20 protein-coding genes are annotated in these 25,434 nt (G+C 58.5%); 15 read left to right on the top strand and 5 right to left on the bottom strand.

All coding sequences use genetic code 11. From position 1 onward, the window contains the following. Nucleotides 1-3 precede the first annotated feature (3 nt). The 3 genes from AC1DKH_RS14450 to AC1DKH_RS14440 all read left to right on the top strand — a co-directional run bounded on the left by AC1DKH_RS14450 (nt 4) and on the right by AC1DKH_RS14440 (nt 2,279). Entirely contained in the window at nt 4-690 is a 687-nt protein-coding gene (locus AC1DKH_RS14450; protein ID WP_477754291.1) for a Crp/Fnr family transcriptional regulator, read from the top strand. A gap of 115 nt (nt 691-805) precedes the next feature. Continuing rightward, complete coding sequence (locus tag AC1DKH_RS14445) at nt 806-1,054, top strand: helix-turn-helix domain-containing protein (protein ID WP_477754292.1); 249 nt, start codon at nt 806-808, stop codon at nt 1,052-1,054. Further along, nucleotides 1,047-2,279 (top strand): type II toxin-antitoxin system HipA family toxin, encoded by a 1,233-nt coding sequence (locus AC1DKH_RS14440; RefSeq protein ID WP_477798496.1) that lies wholly within the window; start codon nt 1,047-1,049, stop codon nt 2,277-2,279. The genes AC1DKH_RS14445 and AC1DKH_RS14440 overlap by 8 nt, the downstream gene beginning before the upstream one ends. A 1-nt stretch (nt 2,280) precedes the next feature. Here the strand turns inward: AC1DKH_RS14440 and AC1DKH_RS14435 are convergent, their stop codons facing one another. Continuing rightward, complete coding sequence (locus AC1DKH_RS14435; RefSeq protein WP_477798495.1) at nt 2,281-3,285, bottom strand: AraC family transcriptional regulator; 1,005 nt, start codon at nt 3,283-3,285, stop codon at nt 2,281-2,283. A gap of 100 nt (nt 3,286-3,385) precedes the next feature. On the opposite strand from AC1DKH_RS14435, the gene AC1DKH_RS14430 reads away from it, so the two are divergent. Then, nucleotides 3,386-4,435 (top strand): fatty acid desaturase, encoded by a 1,050-nt coding sequence (locus AC1DKH_RS14430; protein WP_477798494.1) that lies wholly within the window; start codon nt 3,386-3,388, stop codon nt 4,433-4,435. Between the two features lie 114 nt (nt 4,436-4,549). Here AC1DKH_RS14430 and AC1DKH_RS14425 read toward each other — a convergent pair whose 3' ends face one another. The 3 genes from AC1DKH_RS14425 to AC1DKH_RS14415 are packed head-to-tail and all read right to left on the bottom strand — an operon-like array spanning nt 4,550 to nt 8,586. After that, nucleotides 4,550-6,160: an arylsulfatase gene (locus AC1DKH_RS14425; RefSeq protein WP_477798493.1), complete on the bottom strand. Its 1,611-nt coding sequence runs from the start codon at nt 6,158-6,160 to the stop codon at nt 4,550-4,552. 15 nt (nt 6,161-6,175) lie between these two features. Further along, on the bottom strand, nt 6,176-6,991 hold the full coding sequence (locus AC1DKH_RS14420; protein ID WP_477759877.1) for an ABC transporter ATP-binding protein: 816 nt from the start codon (nt 6,989-6,991) through the stop codon (nt 6,176-6,178). Continuing rightward, on the bottom strand, nt 6,988-8,586 hold the full coding sequence (locus AC1DKH_RS14415) for an ABC transporter permease (RefSeq protein ID WP_477798492.1): 1,599 nt from the start codon (nt 8,584-8,586) through the stop codon (nt 6,988-6,990). Before AC1DKH_RS14415 ends, AC1DKH_RS14420 begins: the two co-directional genes overlap by 4 nt. Before the next feature lie 393 nt (nt 8,587-8,979). Between AC1DKH_RS14415 and AC1DKH_RS14410 the strand changes: the two genes are divergently transcribed. Then, on the top strand, nt 8,980-9,993 hold the full coding sequence (locus AC1DKH_RS14410; RefSeq protein ID WP_477763739.1) for an ABC transporter substrate-binding protein: 1,014 nt from the start codon (nt 8,980-8,982) through the stop codon (nt 9,991-9,993). 78 nt (nt 9,994-10,071) lie between these two features. Here AC1DKH_RS14410 and AC1DKH_RS14405 read toward each other — a convergent pair whose 3' ends face one another. After that, nucleotides 10,072-10,992 (bottom strand): LysR family transcriptional regulator, encoded by a 921-nt coding sequence (locus AC1DKH_RS14405; protein WP_477798491.1) that lies wholly within the window; start codon nt 10,990-10,992, stop codon nt 10,072-10,074. Between the two features lie 183 nt (nt 10,993-11,175). On the opposite strand from AC1DKH_RS14405, the gene AC1DKH_RS14400 reads away from it, so the two are divergent. The 10 genes from AC1DKH_RS14400 to AC1DKH_RS14355 all read left to right on the top strand — a co-directional run bounded on the left by AC1DKH_RS14400 (nt 11,176) and on the right by AC1DKH_RS14355 (nt 25,388). After that, a complete protein-coding gene (locus AC1DKH_RS14400; RefSeq protein ID WP_223502504.1) occupies nt 11,176-12,096 on the top strand; it encodes a TauD/TfdA dioxygenase family protein in 921 nt (306 codons plus the stop codon). Nucleotides 12,097-12,230: 134 nt separating this feature from the next. Beyond that, nucleotides 12,231-14,591 (top strand): TonB-dependent receptor, encoded by a 2,361-nt coding sequence (locus AC1DKH_RS14395; RefSeq protein WP_477798490.1) that lies wholly within the window; start codon nt 12,231-12,233, stop codon nt 14,589-14,591. A 16-nt stretch (nt 14,592-14,607) separates the two neighbouring features. Beyond that, nucleotides 14,608-15,423, top strand: coding sequence for an energy transducer TonB (locus AC1DKH_RS14390; protein WP_477798489.1), 816 nt, complete (start codon nt 14,608-14,610; stop codon nt 15,421-15,423). 44 nt (nt 15,424-15,467) lie between these two features. Then, nucleotides 15,468-16,193 (top strand): MotA/TolQ/ExbB proton channel family protein, encoded by a 726-nt coding sequence (locus AC1DKH_RS14385; RefSeq protein ID WP_477798488.1) that lies wholly within the window; start codon nt 15,468-15,470, stop codon nt 16,191-16,193. Nucleotide 16,194: 1 nt separating this feature from the next. Then, nucleotides 16,195-16,596 (top strand): ExbD/TolR family protein, encoded by a 402-nt coding sequence (locus tag AC1DKH_RS14380; RefSeq protein ID WP_477755164.1) that lies wholly within the window; start codon nt 16,195-16,197, stop codon nt 16,594-16,596. 269 nt (nt 16,597-16,865) lie between these two features. Further along, nucleotides 16,866-17,447, top strand: coding sequence for an alpha/beta hydrolase (locus AC1DKH_RS14375; RefSeq protein WP_477755163.1), 582 nt, complete (start codon nt 16,866-16,868; stop codon nt 17,445-17,447). 55 nt (nt 17,448-17,502) lie between these two features. Beyond that, a complete protein-coding gene (locus AC1DKH_RS14370) occupies nt 17,503-18,429 on the top strand; it encodes a sigma 54-interacting transcriptional regulator (RefSeq protein ID WP_477755162.1) in 927 nt (308 codons plus the stop codon). 194 nt (nt 18,430-18,623) lie between these two features. After that, nucleotides 18,624-19,688 (top strand): hypothetical protein, encoded by a 1,065-nt coding sequence (locus AC1DKH_RS14365; RefSeq protein WP_477798487.1) that lies wholly within the window; start codon nt 18,624-18,626, stop codon nt 19,686-19,688. Nucleotides 19,689-19,720: 32 nt separating this feature from the next. Next, nucleotides 19,721-24,427 (top strand): RHS repeat domain-containing protein, encoded by a 4,707-nt coding sequence (locus AC1DKH_RS14360; RefSeq protein ID WP_477798486.1) that lies wholly within the window; start codon nt 19,721-19,723, stop codon nt 24,425-24,427. Between the two features lie 178 nt (nt 24,428-24,605). After that, nucleotides 24,606-25,388, top strand: coding sequence for a MetQ/NlpA family ABC transporter substrate-binding protein (locus AC1DKH_RS14355; RefSeq protein WP_477755447.1), 783 nt, complete (start codon nt 24,606-24,608; stop codon nt 25,386-25,388). The last annotated feature ends 46 nt before the right edge of the window (nt 25,389-25,434 follow it).

The following is a 25,434-nucleotide window of genomic DNA, read 5'->3' as shown; positions in this document are numbered from 1 at the left end:
TTCATGGATATGCAGGTCTGGCGTCCACGCCTGATGAGCGGTCAGTGGTTCAGCCATTTGCCTGATTCCCTACAGGATAGTCTGCTGTCGGCGGCCAGGTTGCGGCGCCTGTCGCCGGGCCAGCGGCTGTTCAAGCGCGGTGATCCGCCCTGTGGCCTGTACGCGGTACTTGAAGGCGCAGTGCGCGTCGGTGCCGTGAGCGAGCAGGGCAAGGAAGCCTTGTTGAGCCTGGTGGAGCCGCCGCACTGGTTCGGCGAAATCTGCCTGTTCGATGGCCAGCCACGCACCCACGATGCCTACGGCGTCGGCCAGTGCACACTGCTGAATATTCCCCAAAATACGTTGCTGGCACTGCTCGACGAGCATCCGCAGCACTGGCGGCAACTGGCGTTGCTGATGAGCCAGAAATTGCGCATGACCTTCATCAACCTCGAACAGTTGAGCCTGTTGCCGGCCCCGGCACGGCTGGCGCACCGCTTGTTGATGATCGCCGAAGGTTATGGCGAGACCGCCCCCCCGCGTCGCGTCCTGCAACTGCCCCAGGAGCAGTTGGCATCGATGCTGTCGCTGTCGCGCCAGACCACCAACCAGATCCTCAAGGATTTGCAGGGGCAGGGAATCATCGGGCTGAGTTACGGCGAAATCGAAATTATCGATGCCGCGCGGTTGCGGGTGTTGGCGATGGTTTGATGCCTGATAAGGGCGTCAGCAAATGTAGCTGGACTTCGATCAAAATCTGCACTAAATACAATGCATAGTGGTTAATATGACAATATATGCACTGTATGTAATGCATGGTGATGATATGGAAAACCTTGGCGAACTGATCCGAACCTTGCGCAAGGAGAGAAAACTCTCTCAGCAAGACGTGGCACAGAAGTACGGAATGAGCCGTGCAACAATCTCCGGCATCGAAAACAACACCATTTCCGAAATTGGTCTGCGCAAGGTCGAGGCGATACTCAACGGCTTCGGTTATGAGCTGACCGCCGTGCCGCGACAATCGAAGCGGCCGACGCTGGACACCCTGAAAAAGGTGGATTTCCATGGATGAGCCGCAGGAAAAGGATCGACTGGCTATCAGCGTTTCCAACAGTGCGGTCGGAATCCTCGGTCGTGGCCAGCCTCCCATCGACACCGTGTTTGCCTACACCGAAAACGCGCCCGAACAAAACGCCGTCTCGTTGACCATGCCGGTGCGTCTGGAGAGTTACGCGTGGGAACCAGGTGTTCCACCGGTTTTTGAAATGAATCTGCCTGAGGGAGCCCTGCGCGATGAATTGACACGACGCTTCAGCAAGGCCGTTCGAGGGTTTGACGATTTTTCGATGCTGGCCATCGTCGGCCCGCACCAGCTCGGAAGAGTCGGCATTTCAAAGGCGCAGGATCCGGGCGACCAGCCACCTGAAACCAGCCTGGCGGACCTTCTTGTACATGATGGTGCGCAAGGTTTGTTCGAGGACCTCTTGCAGACCTATGGCCAGTATTCGGGCGTTTCCGGTGTACAGCCGAAGGTACTGGTGCGTGACAGCGCGTCATCCATCGATCGGCTGTCCCATCGGGGGGCGACGCATCTGGTCAAAGCCTTTCGTCCAGAGCAATACCCGGAACTCGCTGCCAATGAATACTTCTGCATGCGGGCGGCGTTACATTCGGGACTTGAGGTACCGAAGTTTCAGCTCAGTGAACACGGTAAATTTCTGATCGTTGAACGCTTCGACCTGAATGAAAAAGGTTACTTGGGGTTCGAGGACTTCTGCGTGCTCAATGCGTGGCCTTCAAAAGCCAAATACGATGGTTCATACGAAGGTGCGGCCAAGCAGATCAAGGCCTTTGTTTCTCCTCCTTTGCTCAATCAGGCACTTGAGTCGTTTTTCAAAATCGTCGCGCTTTCATCGGGTCTGAAAAATGGCGACGCGCACCTCAAGAATTTTGGCGTTCTCTACGAAGATTGTGGTGTCGATGCGCCAATCAGCCTGGCACCTGCCTACGACATCATCACCACTTCGATCTACATCAAGACCGATAGCATGGCGTTGTTATTGGGCGGATCGAAGGCGTGGCCCAAGTACAAAATGCTGATGCGATTTGGTCGCTCCGCCTGCAATTTGACCGAGGGGCGCTGCAACGAATTGCTGCAACAAGTCATCCATGGGATGGAAATGGCGATGGGCGAGATGGGCCAACACATAAAGGCAAACAGTGCCTTTGCCGAGATTGGAGAGGCAATGCTGGAGCAGTGGAACGAGGGTATGGTACGCAGTCTGGTCAAAGGCTAGATCAGCGCAACCCATCCCGAAACTGCCCCGGCGTCATCCCCGTCCAGCGCTTGAACGCACGACTGAAGCTGCTGGTGTCGGCAAACCCGAGCAGATAACTGATTTCGCTCAACGAGCATTGCGGATCGCGCAGGTGCAGCAACGCCAGGTTCTCACGGCTTTCGTTGAGCAGCGTATCGAACCGGCAGCCTTCATCGGCCAGGTGCCGTTGCAGGCTGCGCAGGCTCAGGTGCAGGGCCTTGGCGATGTGTTCGGCGCTGGGTTCGCCTTCGGGCAGTTGTTCTTCAATTGCATCGCGGACCTTGCGTTCCCACGTCAGCGGCTGGAGTTGTGCCAGGGTGCGCTTGAGCACCGTTTCATTGTGTTCGGCCAGTTCCGGGTTGGCGTCATCCAGGTGGCTGTCGAAGTCGACGAGGGCGAATTCCAGTCGATCCTCGTCGGCGCCGAAGTGCACGGGCGAGCGAAAGACTTTATGCCATTGATGCGCGTCTGCCGGCTCCGGACGGCGCAGGTAGGTCGCCAGCGGTGCATAGTCGCGGCCCAGGCGATTGCGGCAGGTGCGCACGTAAATCGCCATGAACGCATCGATGGCCTCGAAGGCCGGGGCCGGGTTGCCGGCAGGGATTTTCAGGCGGAAACAGTAGTGATCTTCGGTGCGGGTCAGTTCCAGTTCCAGGGCATCGCTGACCACCTGGTGATAGCGCACGATGCGCTCGAACACTTCCCGCAGGCTGCCGCTGGCGACCAGCGCATAACCCAGCGCATGGAAGGTGGTCGGGCTGACGAAACGCGAAACCCGCAAACCAATCGCCGGGTCACCGCTGGCCTGCACCGCCAGACTCCACAGGTGCGTGGTGCCCGACAGCGGGTAGCGCGCGTTCGGGTCGTCCATCAGTTGCGGGTCGAGCCCCGCTTGCTGGCACAGGGCGGTGCTGTCGATGCTCAGGGCATCGAGTTGCTTGCGCAGGGCGCGGGTCCAGCTGGCGAGGGAGGTCGGTTCAGTCATGCTGATTGGCGCTTCCGGTCAACAGGTTGGCGTTCTTGGCTACCGCATTGCGAATGTCCGCAAGGCAGGATGCAACCATCAATAACCAGAGGATGGAAGCATGAGCGGTACTTCTGCAAGCCCCCAGCGACTGAATGCATCACAGCGATCAGCGCATATCCGTGAAGTGGTACTGGCCAAAGGCGTCGAGTTGCGCGAGCGCTATCCGATTCTCAGGCATCAGGACGCCATGGGCGCGGGCATTCTGGCCTTCGCCCTGGCCGGTATGGTCGGTTCGGCCGCGCTCTACATGACCGGGCACATGGCCTGGTGGGCGTGCCTGTTGCTCAATGCGTTTTTCGCCTCGTTGACCCATGAGCTGGAACACGACCTGATCCATAGCATGTACTTCCGCAAGCAGAAAGTGCCGCACAACCTGATGATGGGCCTGGTGTGGCTGGCGCGGCCGAGCACCATCAATCCGTGGATTCGCCGACACCTGCACCTCAATCACCACAAGGTCTCCGGCTCCGAAGCCGACATGGAAGAACGCGCCATCACCAATGGCGAGCCATGGGGATTCGCACGGTTTCTGATGATTGGCGACAACATCATGTCGTCGTTAATCCGCATGCTGCGGGCCAAGACCTTGGCCATGAAGTTCAGCATCATTTACCGCACGCTGAAGGTCTACGCACCGCTGGCGCTGATGCATTGGGGTGCGTGGTACGTGTTTCTCGGCTTCCACGCAGCGAACGGCGTTGCGCATCTGATGGGCGTACCGATCGAGTGGTCCGCGACCACGTTGTCGGTGATGCAGGTGATCGACATCGCGGCAGTCGTGATCATCGGCCCGAACGTGTTGCGCACGTTCTGCCTGCACTTCATCAGCTCGAACATGCATTACTACGGAGACGTGGAGCCGGGCAACGTGATGCAGCAAACGCAAGTACTGAACGCGTGGTGGCTGTGGCCGTTGCAGGCGTTCTGCTTCAACTTCGGCAGCAGCCACGGGATCCATCACTTTGTGGTGAAGGAGCCGTTTTACATCCGCCAGTTGACCGTGCCGGTGGGGCACAAGGTGATGCGCGAGATGGGTGTGCGGTTCAATGATTTCGGAACGTTTGCGCGGGCTAACCGGTTTGAGCGCCGGGAAGAAGTTCAGGGGTAGGCTGTGGAGGGTGCGCGCGCCTGATGGCCTCTTCGCTGGCAAGCCAGCTCCTACAAAGGCCGCGCATAACCTGTAGGAGCTGGCTTGCCAGCGATGGCGGTAGTTCAGGCAACATCAATCCGGCTGAAACGGCGACTCACTCAGGATCACCCCGGTCTCATCCACATACCGCTGCCAGTGCTCGATCAAGGCACCAAGCTTATGCGGTTGGCTCGACGCCAGGTCATGAATCTCCCCCGGATCATTGCCCAGGTCATACAGTTGCCAGGTCGCCGGCCCCACCGGTCCCGGAATGTACACCGCCTTCCATTGCCCCTGTCGAATCGCTCGCCGACCGAACAGTTCCCACCCGGTGACAGTCTGCTCGTCATGCACTTGCGCCGTCTCGCCCGACAGAAACCCCAGCCACGACTTGCCGCGAACTTCCGCAACGGGTTTGCCATGCCACTGCTTGCCCGGATGGCGCACACCGGCGAGGTCGAGAATGGTCGGCGTGATGTCCATCACCGTGCCGAAACCGTGGCTGATCTGTCCCTTGAGCGGCAGTTGCGGGTAATGCACCAGCGCCGGCACGCGAATCCCGCCTTCGGTGGTGAAGGCCTTGAACAGCCGCGATGGCGCGGTCGCCACTTGCGCCCAGTTCGGCCCGTACCAGACGTAGGAGTTGGCGCGGCCGATGTTGTCCAGGCTGTTGTCGTAATGCTGGTTGAGATAGGTCAGCAACTGCGGGCCGAATTTCGGGAAGGCCTCCAGCAATGCCCCTTCGGCGCCGTTATCGGACATGAACAGGATGAACGTATTGTCCAGTTGCCCTTGCTGGCGCAGATAGTCAATGACACGCCCGATGTTCCAGTCCATGCGCTCGACCATCGCCGCATAAACCTCCATGGCCCGCGCGGAGATCTGTCGTTGCTCGTCGCTCAGGGCATCCCATTGTGCAGTCAGCTGGATCAACGGATGCGGCTCGACATCGGCCTCGATCAGCCCCAGTTTTTTGAGTTTTTCCAGGCGCTCGAGGCGCAGTACTTCAGGGCCGGCGTCATAGCGCCCATGGTATTTCTCCACCACCTCGGCCGGCGCCTGCAATGGCCAGTGTGGTGCGGAAAACGGCAGATAGGCGAAGAACGGCCGGGTCTGGTCGCGCTCCTTGAGGTATTGCAGCAGCTTGTCGCCAAAGGCGTCGGAGGAGTAGAAATCCTTGGGCAGTTCATCAATGAAGGTGTCGTCTTCGATGTACAGCGCCGGCGTGGATTTCAGCAGCCGTGGCGTCGTTTCATCGTAGGTCGGCTCGAACCCGTAGTGGTTGGCCGCGCCGGGCAACAGCGAAAACGAACGCTCGAAACCCCGGGCATGGGGCGCCAGTTCTGCGGTCAGGCCCAAGTGCCATTTGCCGCTCATCAAGGTCTGGTAGCCGGCCTCGCGCAGCAGTTCGGGCAGGGCGACCACGCGGTCGTTCAAGTGCCCTTCGTAACCGGGTTTACCGATCAGATCCGGGGTCAACGCTTCGGCCATGGTGCCGATGCCGGCGATGTGGTGATCGGTGCCGGTGAGCAGCATCGAACGGGTCGGCGAGCAGGTTGGTGCGGTGTGAAAATCGGTCAGGCGCAGGCCATTGTTGGCCAATGCATCGAGGTTCGGCGTGTTGATTTCGCCACCGAAGGCGCCGAGGTCGGAAAAGCCCAGGTCATCGGCCAGGATCACTAGAAAGTTGGGACGTTGCGGCATCAAGCATTTCCTTTTTCAGTAGGCTATGAAGGACAGCGGCAGATCGCGGACCTGCACCGGCACGGGGGGCTGGTAGTGATCGTCGCTGGTGAGTTCGTGCAGCAGTTCTTCGCGCAGCTGGTGGAAGTCGAAACTGCTACGCTGGCGCGGATGGGGCAGGGCAACGTCGACCACTTGCTTGATCCGCCCCGGACGCGGCTCCATCACCACCACGCGGTCGGCGAGGAAGATCGCTTCCTCGACGTCGTGGGTGACCAGCACCGTGGTGATTTTTGCCCGCGCGCGGATCGCCAGCAGTTCGTCCTGCATCTGTTGGCGGGTCAGCGCATCGAGGGCGCCGAAGGGCTCATCCAGCAGCAGAATCCGTGGGCTGGCCACCAGGCCGCGAGCAATGGCCACGCGCTGCGCCATGCCGCCGGAGAGCTGGTGCGGATAGGCGCGAGCGAAGTCGCTCAAGCCCACCAATTCGATGAAATCGCTGATGCGCTTTTGCTTTTGCACAGCGCTCAATGGCTCGTTGACCAGGCCCAGGCCGATGTTGTCGGCCACGCTCAGCCACGGGAACAAGCGGTGTTCCTGAAAGACGATGCCGCGCTCGCCGCCGATGCCGGTGACGGCTTTGCCGTCCACACGGATCTGCCCGCGAAATTGTGTGTCGAGGCCCACCAGCAGCCGTAGCAAAGTGGATTTGCCGCAACCGCTGGAACCGACGATGGCGACGAACTCGCCCTCGGCAATCTCCAGGTTGAATTCTCGAATGGCCTCCAGTTCGAAGCCGTCGACATCGAAGGTTTTGCCCACGTGATTGAAGCTGACAATTGATGCGTTCATGCGTGTCTCCAGCGAGTGGCGCGGATTTCCAGGCGTTGGCCAATTAGGTTGAGCAGGGCACCGGTCAGGCCCACCAGCAGCATGCCGGCCATGATCAGGTCCATGCGCAGCAGTTGTTGGGCGCCGATCATCTGGCTGCCGATGCCGCCGTTGGACGGCATGAAATATTCGGCGCCGATGGTGCCGAGCCAGGCGTAGATCAGGCTCAGCCTGAGCCCGGCGAAGATTCCCGGTGCCGCGCCCGGCAGCACCAGTCGCCCGAGGCGCTGACGCAGATTCAGGCGCAATACCTGCGCGGCCTCGTTCAGTTGCGGCGACAGGTGGGCGACGCTGCGTTGGGTGGCGATGAACAGCGGGAAAAAGGCGGCGAGGGCAACGAATACCCACTTGGCCAGTTCCCCCAGACCGAACCACGCGGTGAGCAGCGGCACCCAAGCGAAAATGGCGATCTGGCGGATGGCGGCGAGGGTTGGGCCGAGCACGCGTTCACTGGTGCGCGACAACCCCAGCAGCAACCCCAAGGCAAACCCGAGCCCACCGCCGAGCAGCAATCCGCCAAGGGTCCGGCCCAGGCTCAGGGCCATGCCGCCAAGCAGTGTGCCGTCGAGCAAGCCATCCCGAGTGGTCTGCAGGACGGCCAGAGGACTGACCAGAATGTTCGGGTCAATCCACTGCTGATCCGAAGTCAGTTGCCACAACGCCAGAAGCGCCAATGGCAGCAGCCACGGTTGCAGGCGTTGCCAACCTTGATAACGCGGCCCGCGACGGATTTCGGCGGTGGCCGGGTGCGGCCAGTGCACCAGTTTCCTGTCCAGCAGACCGATGCCGCGATCCATCGCCACGCCGATCAGGCCGATCACCACGATGCACACGAAGACGATGTCGAGCATGAACAGCTGTCGCGCCCAGACCATCAGGTAACCGATGCCTTCGCTGGATGCGAGCAGTTCGACAGCCAGCAGCGAGGTCCAACCGGCAGCCAGCGCGAGGCGTACACCGGCCATGAATGCCGGCAGTGCGGCAGGCAGCACCAGGCGTCGGATCAACAGATGCCTGGGCAAGCGCAACACGGCGGCGGCCTCGCGCAGCTTTGGTTGTGCATCGCGCACACCGACCAGTGTATGCAAGGTCACTGGCACCACGATGGCCTTGATCAGCACCACCAGTTTCAGCACTTCGCCAATGCCGAAAAACACCATGAACAATGGAATCCAGGCCAAGGTCGGAACTTGCGCCAACCCGGCGAAGGTCGGAAACACCAGGCGCTCCAGTCGACGACTGAAACCCAGTGCCGCACCCAAAACAGCACCAGCGCTGATACCGGCCAGCAGCCCCCAGAACAAGCGTTGCAGGCTGATCCACAAATGACTCCACAACTCGCCTTGGGACAATTCCAGCGCGCTGTTCCAGACCAGGCTCGGTGCCGGCAGGATCTGCTCGCTCATCCAGTGCTGGCGGCTGGCGAGCCACCACAATGCAAACAGGCTGAGGGGCAAAAGCCAGGGCAAGAGCCGCTGGCTCAGCGTCGGCCAGAGTCGTCGACCTTCAAGCTGAGGTGCGGCCAGTGGCAGATCGAGAAGTGAAACACGGGTCATGAGGTGACCTCCGTTGTCGGAATGGACGCGTCATCAAAAACACACGGTCTCTTGTAGGAGCTGGCTTGCCAGCGAAGGCGGTGTATCTGATAGACCGGATTGTCTGAATTCGCTGGCAAGCCAGCTCCTACAGTTATTCGTTATTGATCTATTAATGTATAAAAATAAATTATTAAGAGATAAGAAGGGTCATTTAAGGCATCACCGCCGACCCGCATCCAATGCATTCGAAGAATATTTTCGATGCCGTTCCTGCATACCCTGACAAGAGGCCCGCAAGTGTTGGTATATGTCTTAATGATCTAAAAATGTGAATTTATAGTATTTAAGTGTTGGTTCCACTTCAGCCCACTTTCGGCTCCTCAACGCCCGTTGCCCCAAGGAGCCGCACCCATGAACCTTCCCTTCAAACGTGTCATCAGCCTGTTCGCCGCACCGGCCCTGGCGGGTCTGCTGGCCTTCACGGCCAACGCTAGCGAACTCAAGGAAATCCGCATCGCCGTGCCGGACCTGAGTGCCGGTACCCAGCACAGTGGTGGCGGTGTCGTGGATGTGCTGCGTGATCAGCAGATCTTCGAAAAGGCTTTCGCCGATCAGGGCATCAAGATTCAGTGGAGCTTCTTCAAGGGCGCAGGCCCGGTGATCAACGAGGCATTCGCCAACGGTCAAGTGGACCTGGCCTACCTCGGCGATCTGGCGGCCATCATCGGCAAGTCCAATGGTCTGGATACGCGACTGCTCAGTGCCTCTGCGCGCGGGGTGAAGCATTACCTCGGCGTGGTACCGGGTTCGGGGATCAAGACCCTGCAGGACCTCAAGGGCAAACGCGTGGCCATCTTCCGTGGCACCGCCAGCCAGTTGTCCTTCGATGCGGCGCTGGCCAGCCAGGGGTTGAGCGAGAAGGACGTGAAAGTCATCAACCTCGACTTCAACGCGGCGGTCGCGGCGCTGGCGGCGAAGCAGATCGATGCCTCGTGGGGCGGTTCCGGGCTCACGGCGTTACAGGCCAAGGGGCTGGCCGAGTTGCCGCTCAATACCAAGGATCTGGGCGGTGCCGGCAGCGTGCAGGCGGTGCTGATAGGGACAGGGAAGTTTGTCGATGCGCATCCGGAGGCGGTGGCGAAACTGCTCAAGGCCCAACAACAAGCCGTGGAGTGGCTGACCCAGGACAGCAACAAGGACGCCTACATTCAGTTGGTGTCGGGGCTGGCGAGTTATCCACCGGTGATTCTTTCTCAGGATTTGAAGGATCAGAAACTGAGTGAGGTTTTCCCGTCGACGCTTGACCCGGTGTTCCTTGGCAAGTTGCAGGATGCGGTGGATCTGGCTTCGCAGCAGAAGCTGATTCGCAAGTCGTTCAAGGTGAGCGATTGGGTGGCGCCGGAGTTGGCTGCGGCCAGGCTTTAAATCTCAAAAGATCGCAGCCTTCGGCAGCTCCTACATCGATCAGTGTAGGAGCTGCCGAAGGCTGCGATCTCTTGATCTTCAAACAGCAACGGCCATCTGCTGCCTGTCCACCGCCACCAACGTCTCGATCATCGCCCGCGCCGCCGGTGACAACCGAAACCCCGTGCGACTGACGATCCCGCACCGCGCATTCATGCTTTCGATGTTCTGCGGCAAGTTGCGCCAATGCAGTAGCACCAGCGAACCCTGGGCAATGTCCTCGATAAACGCCTCCTCGGTGCCTACACCAATCGCATTCGATTGCAGCACCACTTTCACCAGCGCAGGGAAATGTTCGGTCTCGATGCTTGGCGAAAAATCCACCCGGCCGCTGAGGTTCGCCAGCAGTTTGCGAATGCCTGGCGGGATCATCGTGGTCGCCAGCGGGTAATCGAACATGTCGTTGGTCGACAGGCTCTCCTTGGCCAGCAGTGGATGCCCGGGGCGGCAGAAAAACACGCCGCGCTTGGGCGTCAACGCCTGGGTCTGGAAGTTCGGATCGGACTCGAAATGGCGGATGTCGGCGATGAAGAATTCGATCTCTTCACGGCTCAGGGCGCGGCTGAGTTTTTCCCAGTTATCCACCTCGAAACAGGTGCGCACTTTCGGGTGCGCGTTGATGAATTGCGCCACTGCATCCGGCACCAGTTTCACCGCAGGTGCCGGGCCGCAGCCGAAACGCAACTCACCGGCATCGAGCTTGGTCATCTGCGTCACTTCGCAGCTGAGCAACGCCGCACCCTGCACCAGGCTGCGGGCATGTTGCAGCACCACCAGGCCTTCGGGGGTGGGGCGCAAATCCTTGTTGCCGCGGTCCACCAGGACACAGCCGAACTCGTGCTCCAGCCCTTGAATGCTGCGGCTGAAGGCGGGCTGGGTGATGCCCATGGCCTCGGCTGCGCGCACGAAACTGCGGTGTTCGTCGAGGGCGATGAAGTAACGCAACTGGCGAAGATCCATATGCTTTTCCGGCATCCTAAAAATAGCTCGAAGGCATTTGCGACGAGGGTTGACTGAGGTTTTAAATGCAACCTCTTATTCCGTCAACGAAGCATGTTGATATCTATTAGATCTAAATTGAATATAGATAGAGCAGTGTTTCGCGGCCGGTTCAACCGCAAGCAGTCTGATGAGGGTCTACCCATGAGCAATGCCGCTTTCGCAGTACAACCCGCTGTTCACGCGCTTGAAATCCACCCGGTGGCTGGTCGCATCGGTGCCGAAATTCGTGGCGTACAGCTTTCGGGCGAGCTGGATGCCGCCACCGTCGAAGCCATTCAACAGGCGCTGCTGCAATACAAAGTGATCTTCTTCCGCGAGCAGACCCAGCTCGACGATCAGCGCCAGGAGGCGTTCGCCCACCTGCTCGGCGAACCGGTGGCGCACCCGACCGTACCGGTGCGCGAGGGCACGCGTTTTCTACTGGAACTGGACGGTGCCGAGGGCCAGCGAGCCAGCTCCTGGCACACTGACGTGACCTTCGTCGAGGCCTACCCCAAAGCTTCGATCCTGCGCTCGGTGGTGGCTCCGGCTTTCGGCGGCGACACCCTGTGGGCCAACACTGCCACCGCCTACGACGGGTTGTCGGTGGAGCTGCGTGAGCTGGCCGACAAACTGGTCGCCGTGCACAGCAACGAATACGACTACGCCGGCACCAGGCCTGACGTCTCGGCCGAGAAGCTGGAGCGCTATCGCAAGATCTTCACCTCGACCGTCTACGAGACCGAACACCCGGTGGTCCGCGTGCACCCGGTCAGCGGTGAGAAGAGCCTGTTGCTGGGGCATTTCGTCAAACGCATCAAGGGCTATTCCCAGGCCGATTCGGCGCACCTGTTCGGGTTGCTGCAAAGCCATGTGATCCGCCAGGAAAACATCGTGCGCTGGCGCTGGAAGGCTGGCGATGTGGCGATCTGGGACAACCGCTCCACTCAGCATTACGCGGTGGATGACTACGGGACTCAAGACCGGATCGTGCGGCGGGTGACGCTTAAGGGAGAAGTGCCGGTGGGTGTGAACGGGCAGGTCAGCCAGACGGTGAAAGGGCCGGATATCGACGGCGTCTGAGCTGACGCCATCGCCAGCAGGCTGGCTCCCACATTGGTTTTGTGTACGCCACAAATTCCCTGTGGGAGCCAGCCTGCTGGCGATGGCGGCCTGGCAAGCAACAAAGCATTTCTTTTGATCGGGAACCCCGCCTTATGAGTCCGTTGTACCTCGCCCCAACGTCGTCACCCCAACGGCTCAAACGCCTGCCTCTGGCCCTGCTGCTGGCAGGAAGCGCCGGTTGGACCCAAGGCTATGCGGCCGACAGCACCACCCCTGAAACCACTCCCGCAAAAACCGCCACGGCCGACAATGCACAACTGGAAACCGTGACCGTAACCACCCGCCGCCGCGAAGAAAGCGCGCAGGATGTGCCGACACCCATGAGCGTGGTCAGCGGCCAGACCCTGGAAATCCAGCGGGTCTATCGCATCCAGGATTTGCAGCAACTGGTGCCCAGCGTCAACGTCGCCTACATGCATGCGCGCCAGTCCAGCGTGTCGATCCGTGGACTGGGCAACAACCCGGCCAGCGATGGCCTGGAGGGCAGTGTCGGGCTGTACATCGACAATGTTTATCTCGGCCGGCCGGGCATGGCCGTGTTCGACCTGATGGACATCGAGCAGCTCGAAGTGCTGCGCGGTCCGCAAGGCACTTTGTTCGGCAAGAACACCACGGCGGGCGTGATCAACATCAGCACCCGTGCGCCGACTTTTACCCCGGAACGCAGCATCGAATCTTCGGTCGGCGAGGACGGATACTTCCAGACCAAGGGCACGATTTCCGGCCCGCTCAATGACGAACTCGCCGGACGCTTTTCTGCGTATCGCACCCGCAGCGACGGTGATATCAAGAACGAATTCGACGGCCACGATTTGAACGGCGGCTCCCGCGATGGCTTCCGTGGCCAGTTGCTGTTCAAGCCCAACGAATCATTCAGCCTGCGCTGGATCGGCGACTACAACGAAGAGGATTCCAGCGCCGGCACCCGTGTGTTGTTCAACACCGGGCCGACCATCAATGGCACCAACCTTTACCAGCGTCGGGCCAATGCGGCGGGTGCGACACTGGTTGACGGCACGCACCGCAAGGTCAACCTGAACAGCGACCAGCACGTCACCGTGCACCAGGGCGGTACGTCGGTCGAGGCCAACTGGACACTGCCGAGCGACTTCACCCTGACCTCCATCAGCGCCTATCGCTGGTGGAATTTCACCCCGCGCAATGATGACGGCCTGAACGYATCCGTCTTCCACAACGCCGGCGTTTCGGTGGAGGATAAGCAGTATTCCCAAGAGTTTCGCCTGGCCTCGCCTACCGGTGGATTCTTCGATTACGTGCTCGGCGCCTATTACTTCGGTTCTGACCTGGACAACAAATCCTTCACCTTTTACGGCCCGCAAGCGGACATCTGGAACGGTACGCCCAACGGTGCGCTGAACAACATCGACAGTGTCGGCAACGGTCATATCGAAACCAACAGCTTCGCGCTGTTCGCCCAAGGCACCTGGCACCTGACCGAGCGCCTGGATTTCACCGCCGGCCTGCGCGGCACCTATGAAGAGAAAAACGCCAGGGTGACCCGTGATGCGCCGGCCGGTGGTGCCGCGGTCACCGGTGCGGCGGCCGCGGCACGACGCGCTCGTGCGGGGGTCTTCGATTCCGGTGATCTCAACCAGTACAGCTCCAGTCCCTCGGGCCTGTTGAACCTCAGCTACCGCCTCACCGACGACCTGCTCACCTACGCCACGTTGTCCCACGGCGAAAAATCCGGCGGGGTCAATCTGGCTGTCGGCACCGCGCCGGTGGCCGGCGCCGATTCGCTGCTGATCGGCACCGAGCGCGCCAACAACGCCGAACTCGGTTTCAAGAGCACCCTGTGGGACCGTCGCCTGCAACTGAATGCCAACGTGTTCTGGACCCAGGTCAACGGCTATCAGACCAACGCCTTCGACGACGTCAACCGCGTGCAGTTCCTGACCAACGCCGGCTCGGTGCGCTCCCGTGGCGTGGAATTCGAAAGCACCCTGCTTGCGTTGCGCGGCCTGACGCTGAACATCAATGGCTCGTACAACGACGTGAGCTACCTCTCGTACAAAGATGCACCCTGCCCACCGGAAGTCAGCCTGGCGCCGGGCGCTCCGGCATCCTGCGACCTCAGCGGGCATCAAGTGGTGGGCGCTTCGAAATGGATCGGCAACGCCAACGGCGAATACAAGTGGAACCTGAGCAACGGCTTCGAAGAGTACGTCACTGCCAGCTATGCGTTCCGCTCCAAAGCGGTGGGCACGGTGGAAGATTCCGACTTCGGGCAGATCCCGAGTTATGCAGTGGTCAACCTGTCCACCGGCCTTCGCGGCGACTTCAACCAGGGGCAGTGGGACGTTTCGTTATGGCTGAAAAACGCCTTCGACAAAACCTACTACACGACGCTGTGGACGGCTGCGAATGGCGGTTATGAAGGCCTGCTCGGCACGCCACGAACGCTGGGCGTGACCGGTCGATACGACTTCTAAGAAGGGGGGGTCAGCAATGGGCAATGTCCAGACCGCTGCCAGTGCGCATGAAGTGTTGTGGCGCCAGGCACCTGGTGGCGAGTTGGTCGACCTCGGCCGACCGCACCGCGTGCCCTTGGGCCAGTTGCGTTTGCAGCGTTCGCCCAAGGGCATTTTGAGCCGAAGGGAAACGATCCTGCTCGGCGTGCTGGCGCTGCTGGTGCATGGCGCGGTGATTTATTGGGTCAATCAGCAACCGACCCCAGTGCTGCCGATCGTGCCGCCGGAAATTCCGCCGATGACCATCGAGTTCTCGCGGCCGGCGCCACCGGTGGTCGAACCACTGCCACCACAACCCGTGCCGCCAGTGGTTGAGCCGCCTCCGCCCGTGGAAGACGAACTGGCCGTGAAACCACCGCCACCGAAGCCGGTTCCCAAGCCTAAACCGGAGGCCAAACCGATACCGATACCGAAACCGGCGCCCAAGGCGGTTGAGCAACCACCCGCGCCTGTGATACCGGCAACGCCCGTCGCCGTCCCGGCATCACCTGCACTGCCGGCGCCCGCGCCTGTGACACCGGCCTCCGCAACGGCCGGCTACTTGAAAAACCCGGTGCCGGAATACCCGTCGCTGGCCCAGCGTCGCGGCTGGGAAGGCACGGTGTTGTTGCGCGTGCACGTGCTGGCCAGCGGCAAGCCCGGCGAGATCCAGATCCAGAAAAGCAGCGGTCGTGAGGCACTCGACGAGGCCGCGCTGAACGCGGTGAAACGCTGGAGTTTCGTGCCGGCCAAGCAAGGTGATGTCGCCCGGGACGGCTGGGTCAGCGTGCCCATCGATTTCAAGATTCATTAAACCGAAACCAAATTCGCGCGAAACGTTTATACGAGGAATACACCATGACTTTACTGGCATCTCCACTTGAATCCATCGAAAGCGCGGTGATCTGGCTGCTGGTGGTTTTTTCCGTCGCGACCTGGGGTTTGGCATTGCTCAAGGGCGTGCAGTTCGGTCGCCTCAAGGCACAGGATCGAAAGTTTCATCAACAGTTCTGGGCCGCTTCGAGCCTCGACTCGGCGGCCGAACTGAGCGAAACCCGGCCCGGTGCCGCGGCCCGTGTCGCGCAGGCCGGTTACGCGGCCATCCAGGTGGGCGAGCCGCCACAGGCTGCGGATTTGAGTCAGGCGATCAATCATCAGGATCGTCTGGAACGGGCCTTGCGTCAGCAGATCGTGCGCGAGCGCCGGTCGCTGGAAACCGGGTTGGCGGTGCTCGCGAGCATTGGCAGCACCTCGCCATTCATTGGTTTGTTCGGCACGGTGTGGGGAATCATGGAAGCGTTGAAAGGCATCAGCGCGGCGGGCTCGGCAAGCCTGGAAACGGTTGCCGGACCGATTGGCGCGGCACTGGTCGCCACCGGTGTGGGGATCGCCGTCGCGGTGCCGGCGGTGCTGGTGTACAACTATTTTTTGCGCCGTTTGAAACTGACGGCGGCGGACCTGGATGACTTCGCCCATGACTTCTACAGCCTGGCGCAGAAGAGTTCGTTCCGTGTGCTGATCCACCCGAAGGCGCACAAGGTGGCAGCCCAGGACAATGCGCAGAAAGTGAAGGAGGCGTCCTGATATGGCTTTCTCCACGCAAGACTCTGATGAGGTGCTGAGCGAGATCAACGTGACGCCACTGGTGGATGTGATGCTGGTGTTGCTGGTGGTGTTCATCGTCACCGCGCCGCTGCTGACCAACGCAATTCCGATCAACCTGCCCAAGACCGAAGCGGTGGCGCCGGTGGAGCAGAAAGATCCGTTGGTGGTGAGCATCGACGGTGCCGGCAAACTGTTTATCAACAAGGACGAGATACAACCGGACTTGCTGGAGTTCAACCTCAAGTCGGTGAAGGCCAAGGACCCCGAGGTGCGCGTGCAGTTGCAGGCCGACAATGGTGTGAATTACGGCGAGGTGGCGCGGGCCATGGCGTCGATTGAGCGGGCAGGGATTACCAAACTGTCGGTGATTACTGCGCGTTAACGGATTTTCGTTTTCCGGGGCCGTCTCCTTGGCAGGGTGCGGCCCTTTTTTTATTCCCGAAACAGAATTGACCCCTGTAGGAGCTGCCGAAGGCTGCGATCTTTTGATCTTGTTTTTAAAAATMAAAAGATCGCAGCCTTCGGCAGCTCCTACAGGGGGTTGTTTAATATTCGATATGGATCTTAATAAATAGCTTCTTATTCCTTAACGAATATAAATCCTCTCCCTATACTCGACCGAGAACAGACACGCAGCAGGAGAGCTCCCCCATGCGCAACGAATCAATTCGCTACCTGATTGTGCCGGGCTGGCAAGGATCGCCGGAAGATCATTGGCAAAGCCACTGGCAGAACAGCCTGCCGAACAGTGCGCGGGTGGAGCAGGCCGACTGGCTGACGCCACGTCGCGAAGACTGGGTCGCGGCGCTGGCCGAGGCGATTGCCGCCGACAGCACGCCGGTCATCCTGATCGCCCACAGCCTGGGTTGCATCACCGTCGCCCATTGGGCAGCGAGCGCCCCCGTGCAGTTTTTGCGTCAAGTACGCGGTGCCTTGCTCGTCGCGCCGGCAGATGTCGAACGCCCGGCCTGCGTGCCGGCTTTGCGTAACTTCGCGCCGATTCCGACGGACCTGCTGCCATTCCCGAGCCAGGTTGTCAGCTCCGACAACGACAGCGCCGTCAGTGCACCGCGTGCCCTGGAACTGGCGCGTCATTGGGGGGCCGAGGCGGGGATTCTGGCGGGGGCGGGGCATATCAACGTCAAGTCCGGTCACCAGCGCTGGGAGCAGGGTTTTGCCTATCTCTATCGCTTGCAGAACCGCATGGAACACCACGCCCTGCGTCGCGCTTGAACACTTTCTTTATTTAACGCCCCCGTCTCCCGGCGGTTTTGGGCGGGAGTCTGCCATGAGCTTTGAAACCTTCGGTCAGCCGCTGCTGACCTTTCCCGATGCCGAAAAAAGTCCCCTGAGCATCCGCGCCAAGGCGCTGGTGTTTGTCGATCCGCGTTCGCGGCAATTGCGTGAAGACCTGGAGCAACTGGCCACGCGTTCAGTGTCAGTGCTGATCCGTGGCGAAACCGGCACCGGCAAGGAATTGCTGGCGCGGCATATCCATCGCGCCAGTGATCGCGGCGGGTTATTCGTCTCGGTCAACTGCGGCGCCATCAGCCCGACTTACGCCGACGCCGAGTTGTTCGGCTATGCGGCGGGCAGTTACAGCGGCTCGGCGAGCAGTCGTGCCGGGTGGTTCGGTTCGGCCAACGGCGGCACGCTGTACCTGGACGAAATCGGCGACCTGCCGCTGCCGATCCAGATCAAGCTGCTTGCCGCACTGGAAAACCACGAAGTCACCCGCGTCGGTGCCCAGCAGCCGAGCCCGGTGGATGTGCGGCTGGTGGCGGCCACCAGCATCGATCTGGCCCAGGCGGTTGCCGCCGGAAAATTCCATGAACGGCTCTATCACTACCTCAGCGAAGGCCCGCTCGAATTGCCGGCGTTGCGTGAGAGGGTGGGGGATATCCTCTCGCTGGCGGAGTACTTCCTCGGCATCTACAGCCAACGCCTGGACCTGCCGGTACCGCTGATCAGCGAGGAGGCGCAACAAGTGTTGGAGCGGCACAGTTGGCCGGGCAATACCAGGGAGCTGGAGAACGTCATTCACTTTGCATTGCTGGTCAGTACGGGTGACGAAATATTGCCGGAACATTTGAATCTGTCGGTTGCCCGGCCATCTGCGGTTCTTATACAAGGATGGATAGATCAACTTGTTCAACAAGGAGATGTCGCTGAAGTCCGGGCGCTGAAAAAACATTTCACAAGCATCAATATATAAACTCATTGATTATATTTATAACGAAACCAGGCAATTGATTGTTGCTTGGTTTTTTGTGGGGGCTGATCCTTGTTTTATATTTTGTAATATTTGCAGTGTGGTTGTGACAATTTTGCGTTTTGCAGGCCGATGGGGTTTGATATATCTTTTAACTTCTCTTGGATACATTGATATCCGTCATTGTTAAATATCATATGAAAAAGGATTTTTCTGTGAGGCTTGTTGAAAATAATGCTGCGATAGCCCCGGGTGCCGACGATGAGTTGGAAGATATCAATCCTCTTGTCGAGGGTCATATGCCCGCTGATCCGGGGATGGCACCCTTGTCTTTTCAAGAGGCTGATTCTCCTGAGTGGATAGACCTCAAACGATTTCAAGTCTTCTCGACTTCGGGCGGAAATACAATTTACGCCAATGGGTATCAGCAGTTGAAATTGATGGTGGTTGTGCAAGCTGTAGACGATGGGCAAAAGGTAGTAGGCATTTCCCAAAGCGAGTTCGACAGCATTCAACTGCTGGATGCCTATTCCGGCAAAGCCCTGCCGATAGACAACATCCGAGACGGCGAGGAACTGGCATGGAAATGCGCGCTGGAACGACGCTTGCCCTACGAGCCGTTTCCTCACACGGGTGAACTGCGTGGCCCGGTTGTGCGGGGGAAAGCCATCTTTCTCAAGGAGTTCTACGTCAGCAGCAACTCTCCCGAGCCCATCAAGCTGATTGCAGCCATTACCCGTTCGGACGGGGAGGCGTTCTATTCGGAAGAAACCTCGGAATTCGGTGAAATAAGCCTGAGGACCGTTCCACCGCCGATCTATCGAAAAGAACAGTTCAGGGTCAAACACCTATCCGGCAACTTGCAACCGACAGAGAACCTTGCCAAGGTTGATCGATATGTTCTGGATCTGTTAGTGGATCAGCACCATATAAAATTCATCGATTGCTCGATTAGCGGCGTGTTGCATGCACGCAGCGAGTATCCCGACTATCTCGGGTATTACGCCGTTGGCTATTTTAAAGGGCTCAAGGCTAATCATGGCACGGAGGTGTTGTGGGAAACAGCCGATAAACTTGCGACCTGCCATGAAGAACAAGGCAAAGTCACTTTTTTGATGCACTTTGCCAGAAAGGGCGGAACGTCCCATGTTCGATATGATCATTTGTTGGTGAGGGTGTTTGTCCGGGATATGTATGGGAACAGGCATGAAGTCGACGTCGCAATGAATACCCGAAATTCTTCGATGATCGAAATTGTTTAACTTTACTGTGTCTGCAAAGTCAAGGAATGATGATGAGTACAGCAGTGCCAGAAGTGGAATCCAACGCATTCAATTTTTCTGAATTTATCCAGTCTGGAGTTGATGTCCGTACCGGCTCTTATAGTACCAGCATTAATCTCGCTGGGTGGGTGGCCAACAATATCAACGGTCCGCAGATATCCTTCAGTATTTCATTCGATAGTTTCCGCACAACAGATTTCGGTTGGGGACGCGGTTGGTCATTGGGTTTGAGCTCCTACAATCGGAAGACCCGTAAGCTGACCCTTGCAAGCGGAACTTCTTATCGTGTCTACATCAACAGAGGGAAGGTCATCGTCAGGGATAAAAAGCTTCAAGACACCCTGGTCACGCTCGACGGCGACAATCTGGTTGTCAGCCATAAAAACGGTCTGATCGAGAGGTTGGTCAGGCCGGATGAAACGTATGACGAATGGTTGCCCGAACAGGTTCACTCCAACGAAGGGCGCTCGATCAGTCTGAAATACATGTTGGTACGGGGCCGCCGTGTCCTGCACGAAATTCACGATCAGCAACACCGCCTCGTGGCCCTGAGTTATGAAACGAAAGATCAACCCGCCAGCATTACCGTATGGCCTGATCATCCGCAAAGACGCTTGAAGTTTGCTTTGCGGGTTCGCGATGGATGGCTCCGGCAGATATCCCTTGATCACGGTACCGCCGAGCACCTTGCATGGTCATTCGATTACCAATTACTCAATGGTTTTCTGGTCATGACGGATGTCCGCGCGCCGGGTGGCAGTGTCGAGAGTATTGAGTACGCTCCTCAGAAGCACCGGTTACCGCCCGGGGCACCAATCAATGCTTTGCCGGCGGTGCGGCGCAGTGTTCTGGTGCCGGGTACAGGGTTGCCGACGATCACCCGTGCCTATGAATACTCCGACAAAAACTTCCTCGGCTATCAATCGGGACTTCGTTGGGCGCAGGATGGGGACCATCTGCATGGGCACAAAGGGCCTTATACCTACTCCTGTACCGAATGCCTGGTTACGGGTGTGGGCGACAAGACAGTTGAACTGAGTCGCATCGAAAGAACCTACAACCGCTTCCACCTGATGATCTCGGAAAAGTCCGCTTCCGACGGGAAGGTGCAGCAAAGAACGATTATCTATCACGATATTGACGGTCTGGACTTCTCCGATCAGCCCGCCCATTTTCAACTGCAGAAAACATCTGTCGTCAGTTATGTCGATACTTCTACGAACGCCGCGCCCAGAACCGAAACCACCCATACGACCTATGATGAATCCGGCAATCTGCTAACGCAGATAAATCCGAGCGGAGCCCGGGAGGAATACGTCTATTATCCGGCAGAAGGTGCCGAGGGTTGCCCCCCCAACCCACTGGGTTTCGTCACGGCATTGAAGGAGCGATCGGTCACGCCTTCACCTGATTTTGCCCCGGCGCCGACGGTCATTGTCCGTTTTTCCTACATTGACTTACCCTCCATGCGCGAAGACGGTCATCGGTTTTTGTTGCCTCAAAGCGAAAGGCTGTTTGAAGGAGGGAATAAAGAGCCATGCGTGGATACTCGATTCGAGTACATCGATGATGCCAGCGATACGTTTTACGGACGCCTCAAGAGTCGCTCGCAAGCCGAGCACAACGGCAACCGCCGTCTCGAATTCAAATATTCAATTGATGGGGATTGGGTAGAAACCCTTCAACAATTGTACGTGGGTAGCGAAAGGCATGATCGCAAAGTCTGGCATGACCGATTTATCGGACAGGAAGTCAAGCTTCGGGATGGGGGCGGCAGTGAGTTGTTGAAGAAGTACGACAATCTGAACCGTGTCGTTCGCGAGACAGCGGCATTCGATGGAACGGATATCGCGTCACGCATCACTGAATTCTACGGCGAAAGCCAGTCAGAGGACGGCGCAACCATCGGCATCACTAACATACGGGGTGTGCTGAGCAAGATTTGGCTCGACGGGGTCGGGCGCACGACCAAAGTCAAAGTTCAGGATGTCGATTCACCCGAAAAGCCAATGCGTTTGAGCTATGAGGCCCACTACGACAATTTTGGTCGACTGGTGAGCGAAGTCAGCCAGGATTGGTGCGATGACAAGGCCACTGCGTCAACCACGACCTACAGCCACGACGGCTGGGGGCGCGTATGCAGAACGGTAGGTCCTGATGGTGTCGCGGTGAACGATGTGTTTGACCCGGTTTCATTGACTCGAACATGCTGGTGCGACGGCGCTGGAAAAACCCGTTCTGTATTGAACGTGTTCGGTAAGCCAGATCGGGAAGAACGCATCGATTCCGAAGATGTGGTCACTATTACCGCGACTTTTTCCTATGACGGACTTGGGCGTTGCCTGACGCAAACCAACGAGGCAGGATTCGAAACGCGCTTGCGTTATGACCTTTTCGGTCGTCTGACCGAGACGGTTCTGCCGGATGGTACTTCGATAAAAAAAAAGTATGACCCTCTGAGCACGGGTGATCATCCGATCGAAATCAGTGCCGATGACTACGTGTTGGGCACCCGGACTTATGACGGTTTATTACGTGTCACCCGTACGATCGTCGGCGGCAGAACCGCAACAAGGACCTATGAAGGTGGGGGCGCTCAAGCTGTGCAGCAAGTGACGGCGGCGGGCGATATTTTCAGGTTCACTCTTGATCCCATGCTCAACGGGGCCGTGACCGCGCGGATGGGCAGCCACGCTCAATCAGCCAGATATCGATTTGATCCATTGACCGGGCAACTCGTCGAAACCTCCAGCCCTGCCATCCAGCGCCGGGTTGAGTACGCCAGGTCGGGCAAAGAGAAGTCCCAGGAGTGGATCTCCAGAGAAGGCCGCTTCGGCACCGCCACTACCCGTTCATTGAATGGGCTGCCCATCAGCTTTACCGATGTTAACGATGTAGAAACTACTTATGTCTATGACGCTGCGGCGCGGCCCGTAGAAATTCAGCAGGGACCGGTTCTGGCGAAGTACACCTACGGTGCCCGGGGCCAGTTGCTGACATTGAGTGTCGAGGACACCGCCTCGAAACGTTCGTTGACGACCGCCTTGAATCACGATGAATTCGGTCGTGAGATCCAGCGTATTTCGCAGTTCGGCGACGGATCTCGCCTGGAAATCCTTCAAGTGTTTGGGGCCGATGACAAACTTCAACAGCGATCGTTGGTGTCCGGTACGCAATCACGTACAGAAACCTTCGCCTACGACAGGCGCGGGCGCCTGAAGCGCTATGACTGTGAGGGCACGCAGGCACCGATCGATGCCTGGGGAAAACGCATTGATTTTCAGGAATTCACCTACGACTACCTCGATAACCTGTTGACGGTGCGTACGGGGTTCGATGGGGAGGTGAACCTGTGCAGGTTTTCCTACGATCGCCCTGATAAAACCCAGTTGAGTTCACTGACTCACAGTCACGCGCACTATCAACCCGGGCAAGTGAGCTTCGAATACGATGCCAACGGTAATCTGCTCAACGATAACCAAGGGCGCACGTTCAGATATGACACGCTGAGTCGGCTCGAAAGTGTGGCCAGCGCTGGCGGTCGTGCGCATTATCAATTCGACGGCGAAGATCAATTGCATGCGGTGGCTGCCGAATCCGGAGAGCTGATCAGGCTTTTCTATAGCGAGCATGCACTGTGCTGCGAAGTGGCCGGTAACCACCGACGCAGTCTGTTGTCAGGCGACGGCAAGTCCTTGGCCGAGCAGCAAGGTGACGACGTTGTCTTGTTTGTCACGGATGGTCAGGGCACGGCCCTTGCGCGCCTTGGATCTCAAGACGAATCTGTTTTGTCTTGTCTTCCTTATGGTGATCGCCCCGCATCGAGCGGACTTGGCGCCCTGCTGGGGTTTCAGGGTGAGCGACTGGACCCGTCAACCGGGTGCTATCTGCTCGGCAGGGGTTATCGGGCCTACAACCCCCGATTGATGCGATTTCACAGCCCCGACAGTTGGAGCCCCTTTGAGGATGGCGGCATCAATGCCTATGCCTATTGTCTGGGAGATCCGGTCAATCTCAAGGATCCCACCGGGCATATCTCGACCTTGGGGTGGGTGAAAATCGGTGTGAGCGCCGCCCTGGCTGCCGCCGCGATTGCCCTGACAGTCGTTACCATGGGCGCAACCGCACCACTCGTACCGATCTCGGCTAACGCCTTCGCCTTGTTAACGCTGGAGGTCATTTCCGCGACGGTTTCAATTGCCTCGGCGGTTGTCGATGAGCTGGCCCCGGATACCGTTGGCGCCCAGCTATTGACCTACTCGTCGATAGCGCTGGGAGTGGTGTCGCTCGGGGCCACCGCGGTTGCAAAAATTGGCAGCAAAGGCATTGGCTTTGCGTTGACGAAAAGTGTGGGCTCCTTGGCGGACGTGGTGACTGCACAGCGAGGGGGCGCGCGCGTGGCGGTGGGGCAGCGTCTATACGGTGCTGTTTCCACGGCAAATGAGGCATTGAGAAGTACAGTCAAATTGCAGAGCCGGCTCAACAACGTGTTGACGGCAAAAACGGTAACCAGTGGGGTGAGTATCGCTTCTACATCAGCATTCATGGTCGCGAATTCGCAAAAGTACGCCGCCAAAGTCGACGAATTTCTTCAAGATCACTGGCCATCACTGGCTGAGGATTTCAGTGCTCAGAAGTTTCGAAGCGATGCAGCGGACGCTCTGGAGTCATTCACCCATGAGATTGGCGAGCGGATCGCAACGTTGCGTGGCACTTGAGCAATGATGACCAGAGATTTGAATGCTTTCAAAATGGAATATCAAAGCGAATAAAAGTTATTGTCCGGGAATAAAAAATCTCGGTATTGTCCGCTTCACACCAGCGATAGCACTTCACTGGCACTCTCGTTTTCAAGCCGTCGCCACAAGCGACTGTGATTTTCGATAAGGACACTGCATGAAAAAGGTTCTGTTGTTCACCGCACTGGCGGCTGCCCTGACCGCGGGCCTGGCCCAGGCTGGCGAGAAACTGGTGGTTGCCGCGACCCCGGTCCCACACGCCGAGATTCTCGAGCTGATCAAGCCAACCCTCGCCAAAGAAGGCGTGGACCTGGAAATCAAAGTCTTCACCGACTACGTTCAGCCGAACGTGCAGGTCGACCAGAAGCGTCTGGACGCCAACTACTTCCAGACCCTGCCGTACCTGAAGAGCTTCAACGAAGGCAAAGGCACTCACCTTGAAACCGTGATTGGCGTGCACGTTGAACCTTTCGGCGGCTACTCGAAGAAAGTCAAAACCCTGGCTGAGCTCAAAGATGGCGCGACCATTGCCATCCCGAACGAAGGCAGCAACAGCGGCCGTGCCCTGATCCTGCTGCAGAAGGCTGGCCTGATCGAGTTGAAAGACCCGAAAAACGCCGTGTCGACCCCGAAAGACATCGCCAAGAACCCGCACAACTTCAAGTTCAAGGAGCTTGAGTCCGCGATGTTGCCGCGTGTGCTGGATCAGGTCGACCTGGACATGATCAACACCAACTACGCACTGGAAGCGGGTCTGAACCCGGCTAAAGACGCCCTGGTAATCGAAGGTGCCGATTCGCCTTACGTGAACTTCCTGGTGGCCCGTCCGGACAACAAGGACAGCGTTGCCATCCAGAAACTGGCCAAGGCCCTGACCAGCCCGCAAGTGAAAGCATTCATCGAGAAGAAGTACAGCGGCGCGGTACTGCCGGCGTTCTGATTCGCGAAGCAAACCCCTTTAAGGTTTCAAACGCCGACGGCTGATT

The sequence above is a fragment of the Pseudomonas sp. 05L36 genome (assembly GCF_056398125.1).
This window is presented reverse-complemented; position numbering and strand designations above follow the sequence as displayed.

What these genes read in the sequence shown, in the direction of transcription:
- AC1DKH_RS14420 (WP_477759877.1), bottom strand. Translation starts at nt 6,991, where the DNA reads ATGAACGCATCAATTGTCAGCTTCAATCACGTGGGCAAAACCTTCGAT.
- AC1DKH_RS14355 (WP_477755447.1), top strand. Translation starts at nt 24,606, where the DNA reads ATGAAAAAGGTTCTGTTGTTCACCGCACTGGCGGCTGCCCTGACCGCG.
- AC1DKH_RS14435 (WP_477798495.1), bottom strand. Translation starts at nt 3,285, where the DNA reads ATGACTGAACCGACCTCCCTCGCCAGCTGGACCCGCGCCCTGCGCAAG.
- AC1DKH_RS14360 (WP_477798486.1), top strand. Translation starts at nt 19,721, where the DNA reads ATGAGTACAGCAGTGCCAGAAGTGGAATCCAACGCATTCAATTTTTCT.
- AC1DKH_RS14425 (WP_477798493.1), bottom strand. Translation starts at nt 6,160, where the DNA reads ATGCCGCAACGTCCCAACTTTCTAGTGATCCTGGCCGATGACCTGGGC.
- AC1DKH_RS14445 (WP_477754292.1), top strand. Translation starts at nt 806, where the DNA reads ATGGAAAACCTTGGCGAACTGATCCGAACCTTGCGCAAGGAGAGAAAA.
- AC1DKH_RS14430 (WP_477798494.1), top strand. Translation starts at nt 3,386, where the DNA reads ATGAGCGGTACTTCTGCAAGCCCCCAGCGACTGAATGCATCACAGCGA.
- AC1DKH_RS14440 (WP_477798496.1), top strand. Translation starts at nt 1,047, where the DNA reads ATGGATGAGCCGCAGGAAAAGGATCGACTGGCTATCAGCGTTTCCAAC.
- AC1DKH_RS14400 (WP_223502504.1), top strand. Translation starts at nt 11,176, where the DNA reads ATGAGCAATGCCGCTTTCGCAGTACAACCCGCTGTTCACGCGCTTGAA.
- AC1DKH_RS14410 (WP_477763739.1), top strand. Translation starts at nt 8,980, where the DNA reads ATGAACCTTCCCTTCAAACGTGTCATCAGCCTGTTCGCCGCACCGGCC.
- AC1DKH_RS14405 (WP_477798491.1), bottom strand. Translation starts at nt 10,992, where the DNA reads ATGGATCTTCGCCAGTTGCGTTACTTCATCGCCCTCGACGAACACCGC.
- AC1DKH_RS14380 (WP_477755164.1), top strand. Translation starts at nt 16,195, where the DNA reads ATGGCTTTCTCCACGCAAGACTCTGATGAGGTGCTGAGCGAGATCAAC.
- AC1DKH_RS14415 (WP_477798492.1), bottom strand. Translation starts at nt 8,586, where the DNA reads ATGACCCGTGTTTCACTTCTCGATCTGCCACTGGCCGCACCTCAGCTT.
- AC1DKH_RS14385 (WP_477798488.1), top strand. Translation starts at nt 15,468, where the DNA reads ATGACTTTACTGGCATCTCCACTTGAATCCATCGAAAGCGCGGTGATC.
- AC1DKH_RS14390 (WP_477798489.1), top strand. Translation starts at nt 14,608, where the DNA reads ATGGGCAATGTCCAGACCGCTGCCAGTGCGCATGAAGTGTTGTGGCGC.
- AC1DKH_RS14365 (WP_477798487.1), top strand. Translation starts at nt 18,624, where the DNA reads ATGAAAAAGGATTTTTCTGTGAGGCTTGTTGAAAATAATGCTGCGATA.
- AC1DKH_RS14375 (WP_477755163.1), top strand. Translation starts at nt 16,866, where the DNA reads ATGCGCAACGAATCAATTCGCTACCTGATTGTGCCGGGCTGGCAAGGA.
- AC1DKH_RS14370 (WP_477755162.1), top strand. Translation starts at nt 17,503, where the DNA reads ATGAGCTTTGAAACCTTCGGTCAGCCGCTGCTGACCTTTCCCGATGCC.
- AC1DKH_RS14450 (WP_477754291.1), top strand. Translation starts at nt 4, where the DNA reads ATGGATATGCAGGTCTGGCGTCCACGCCTGATGAGCGGTCAGTGGTTC.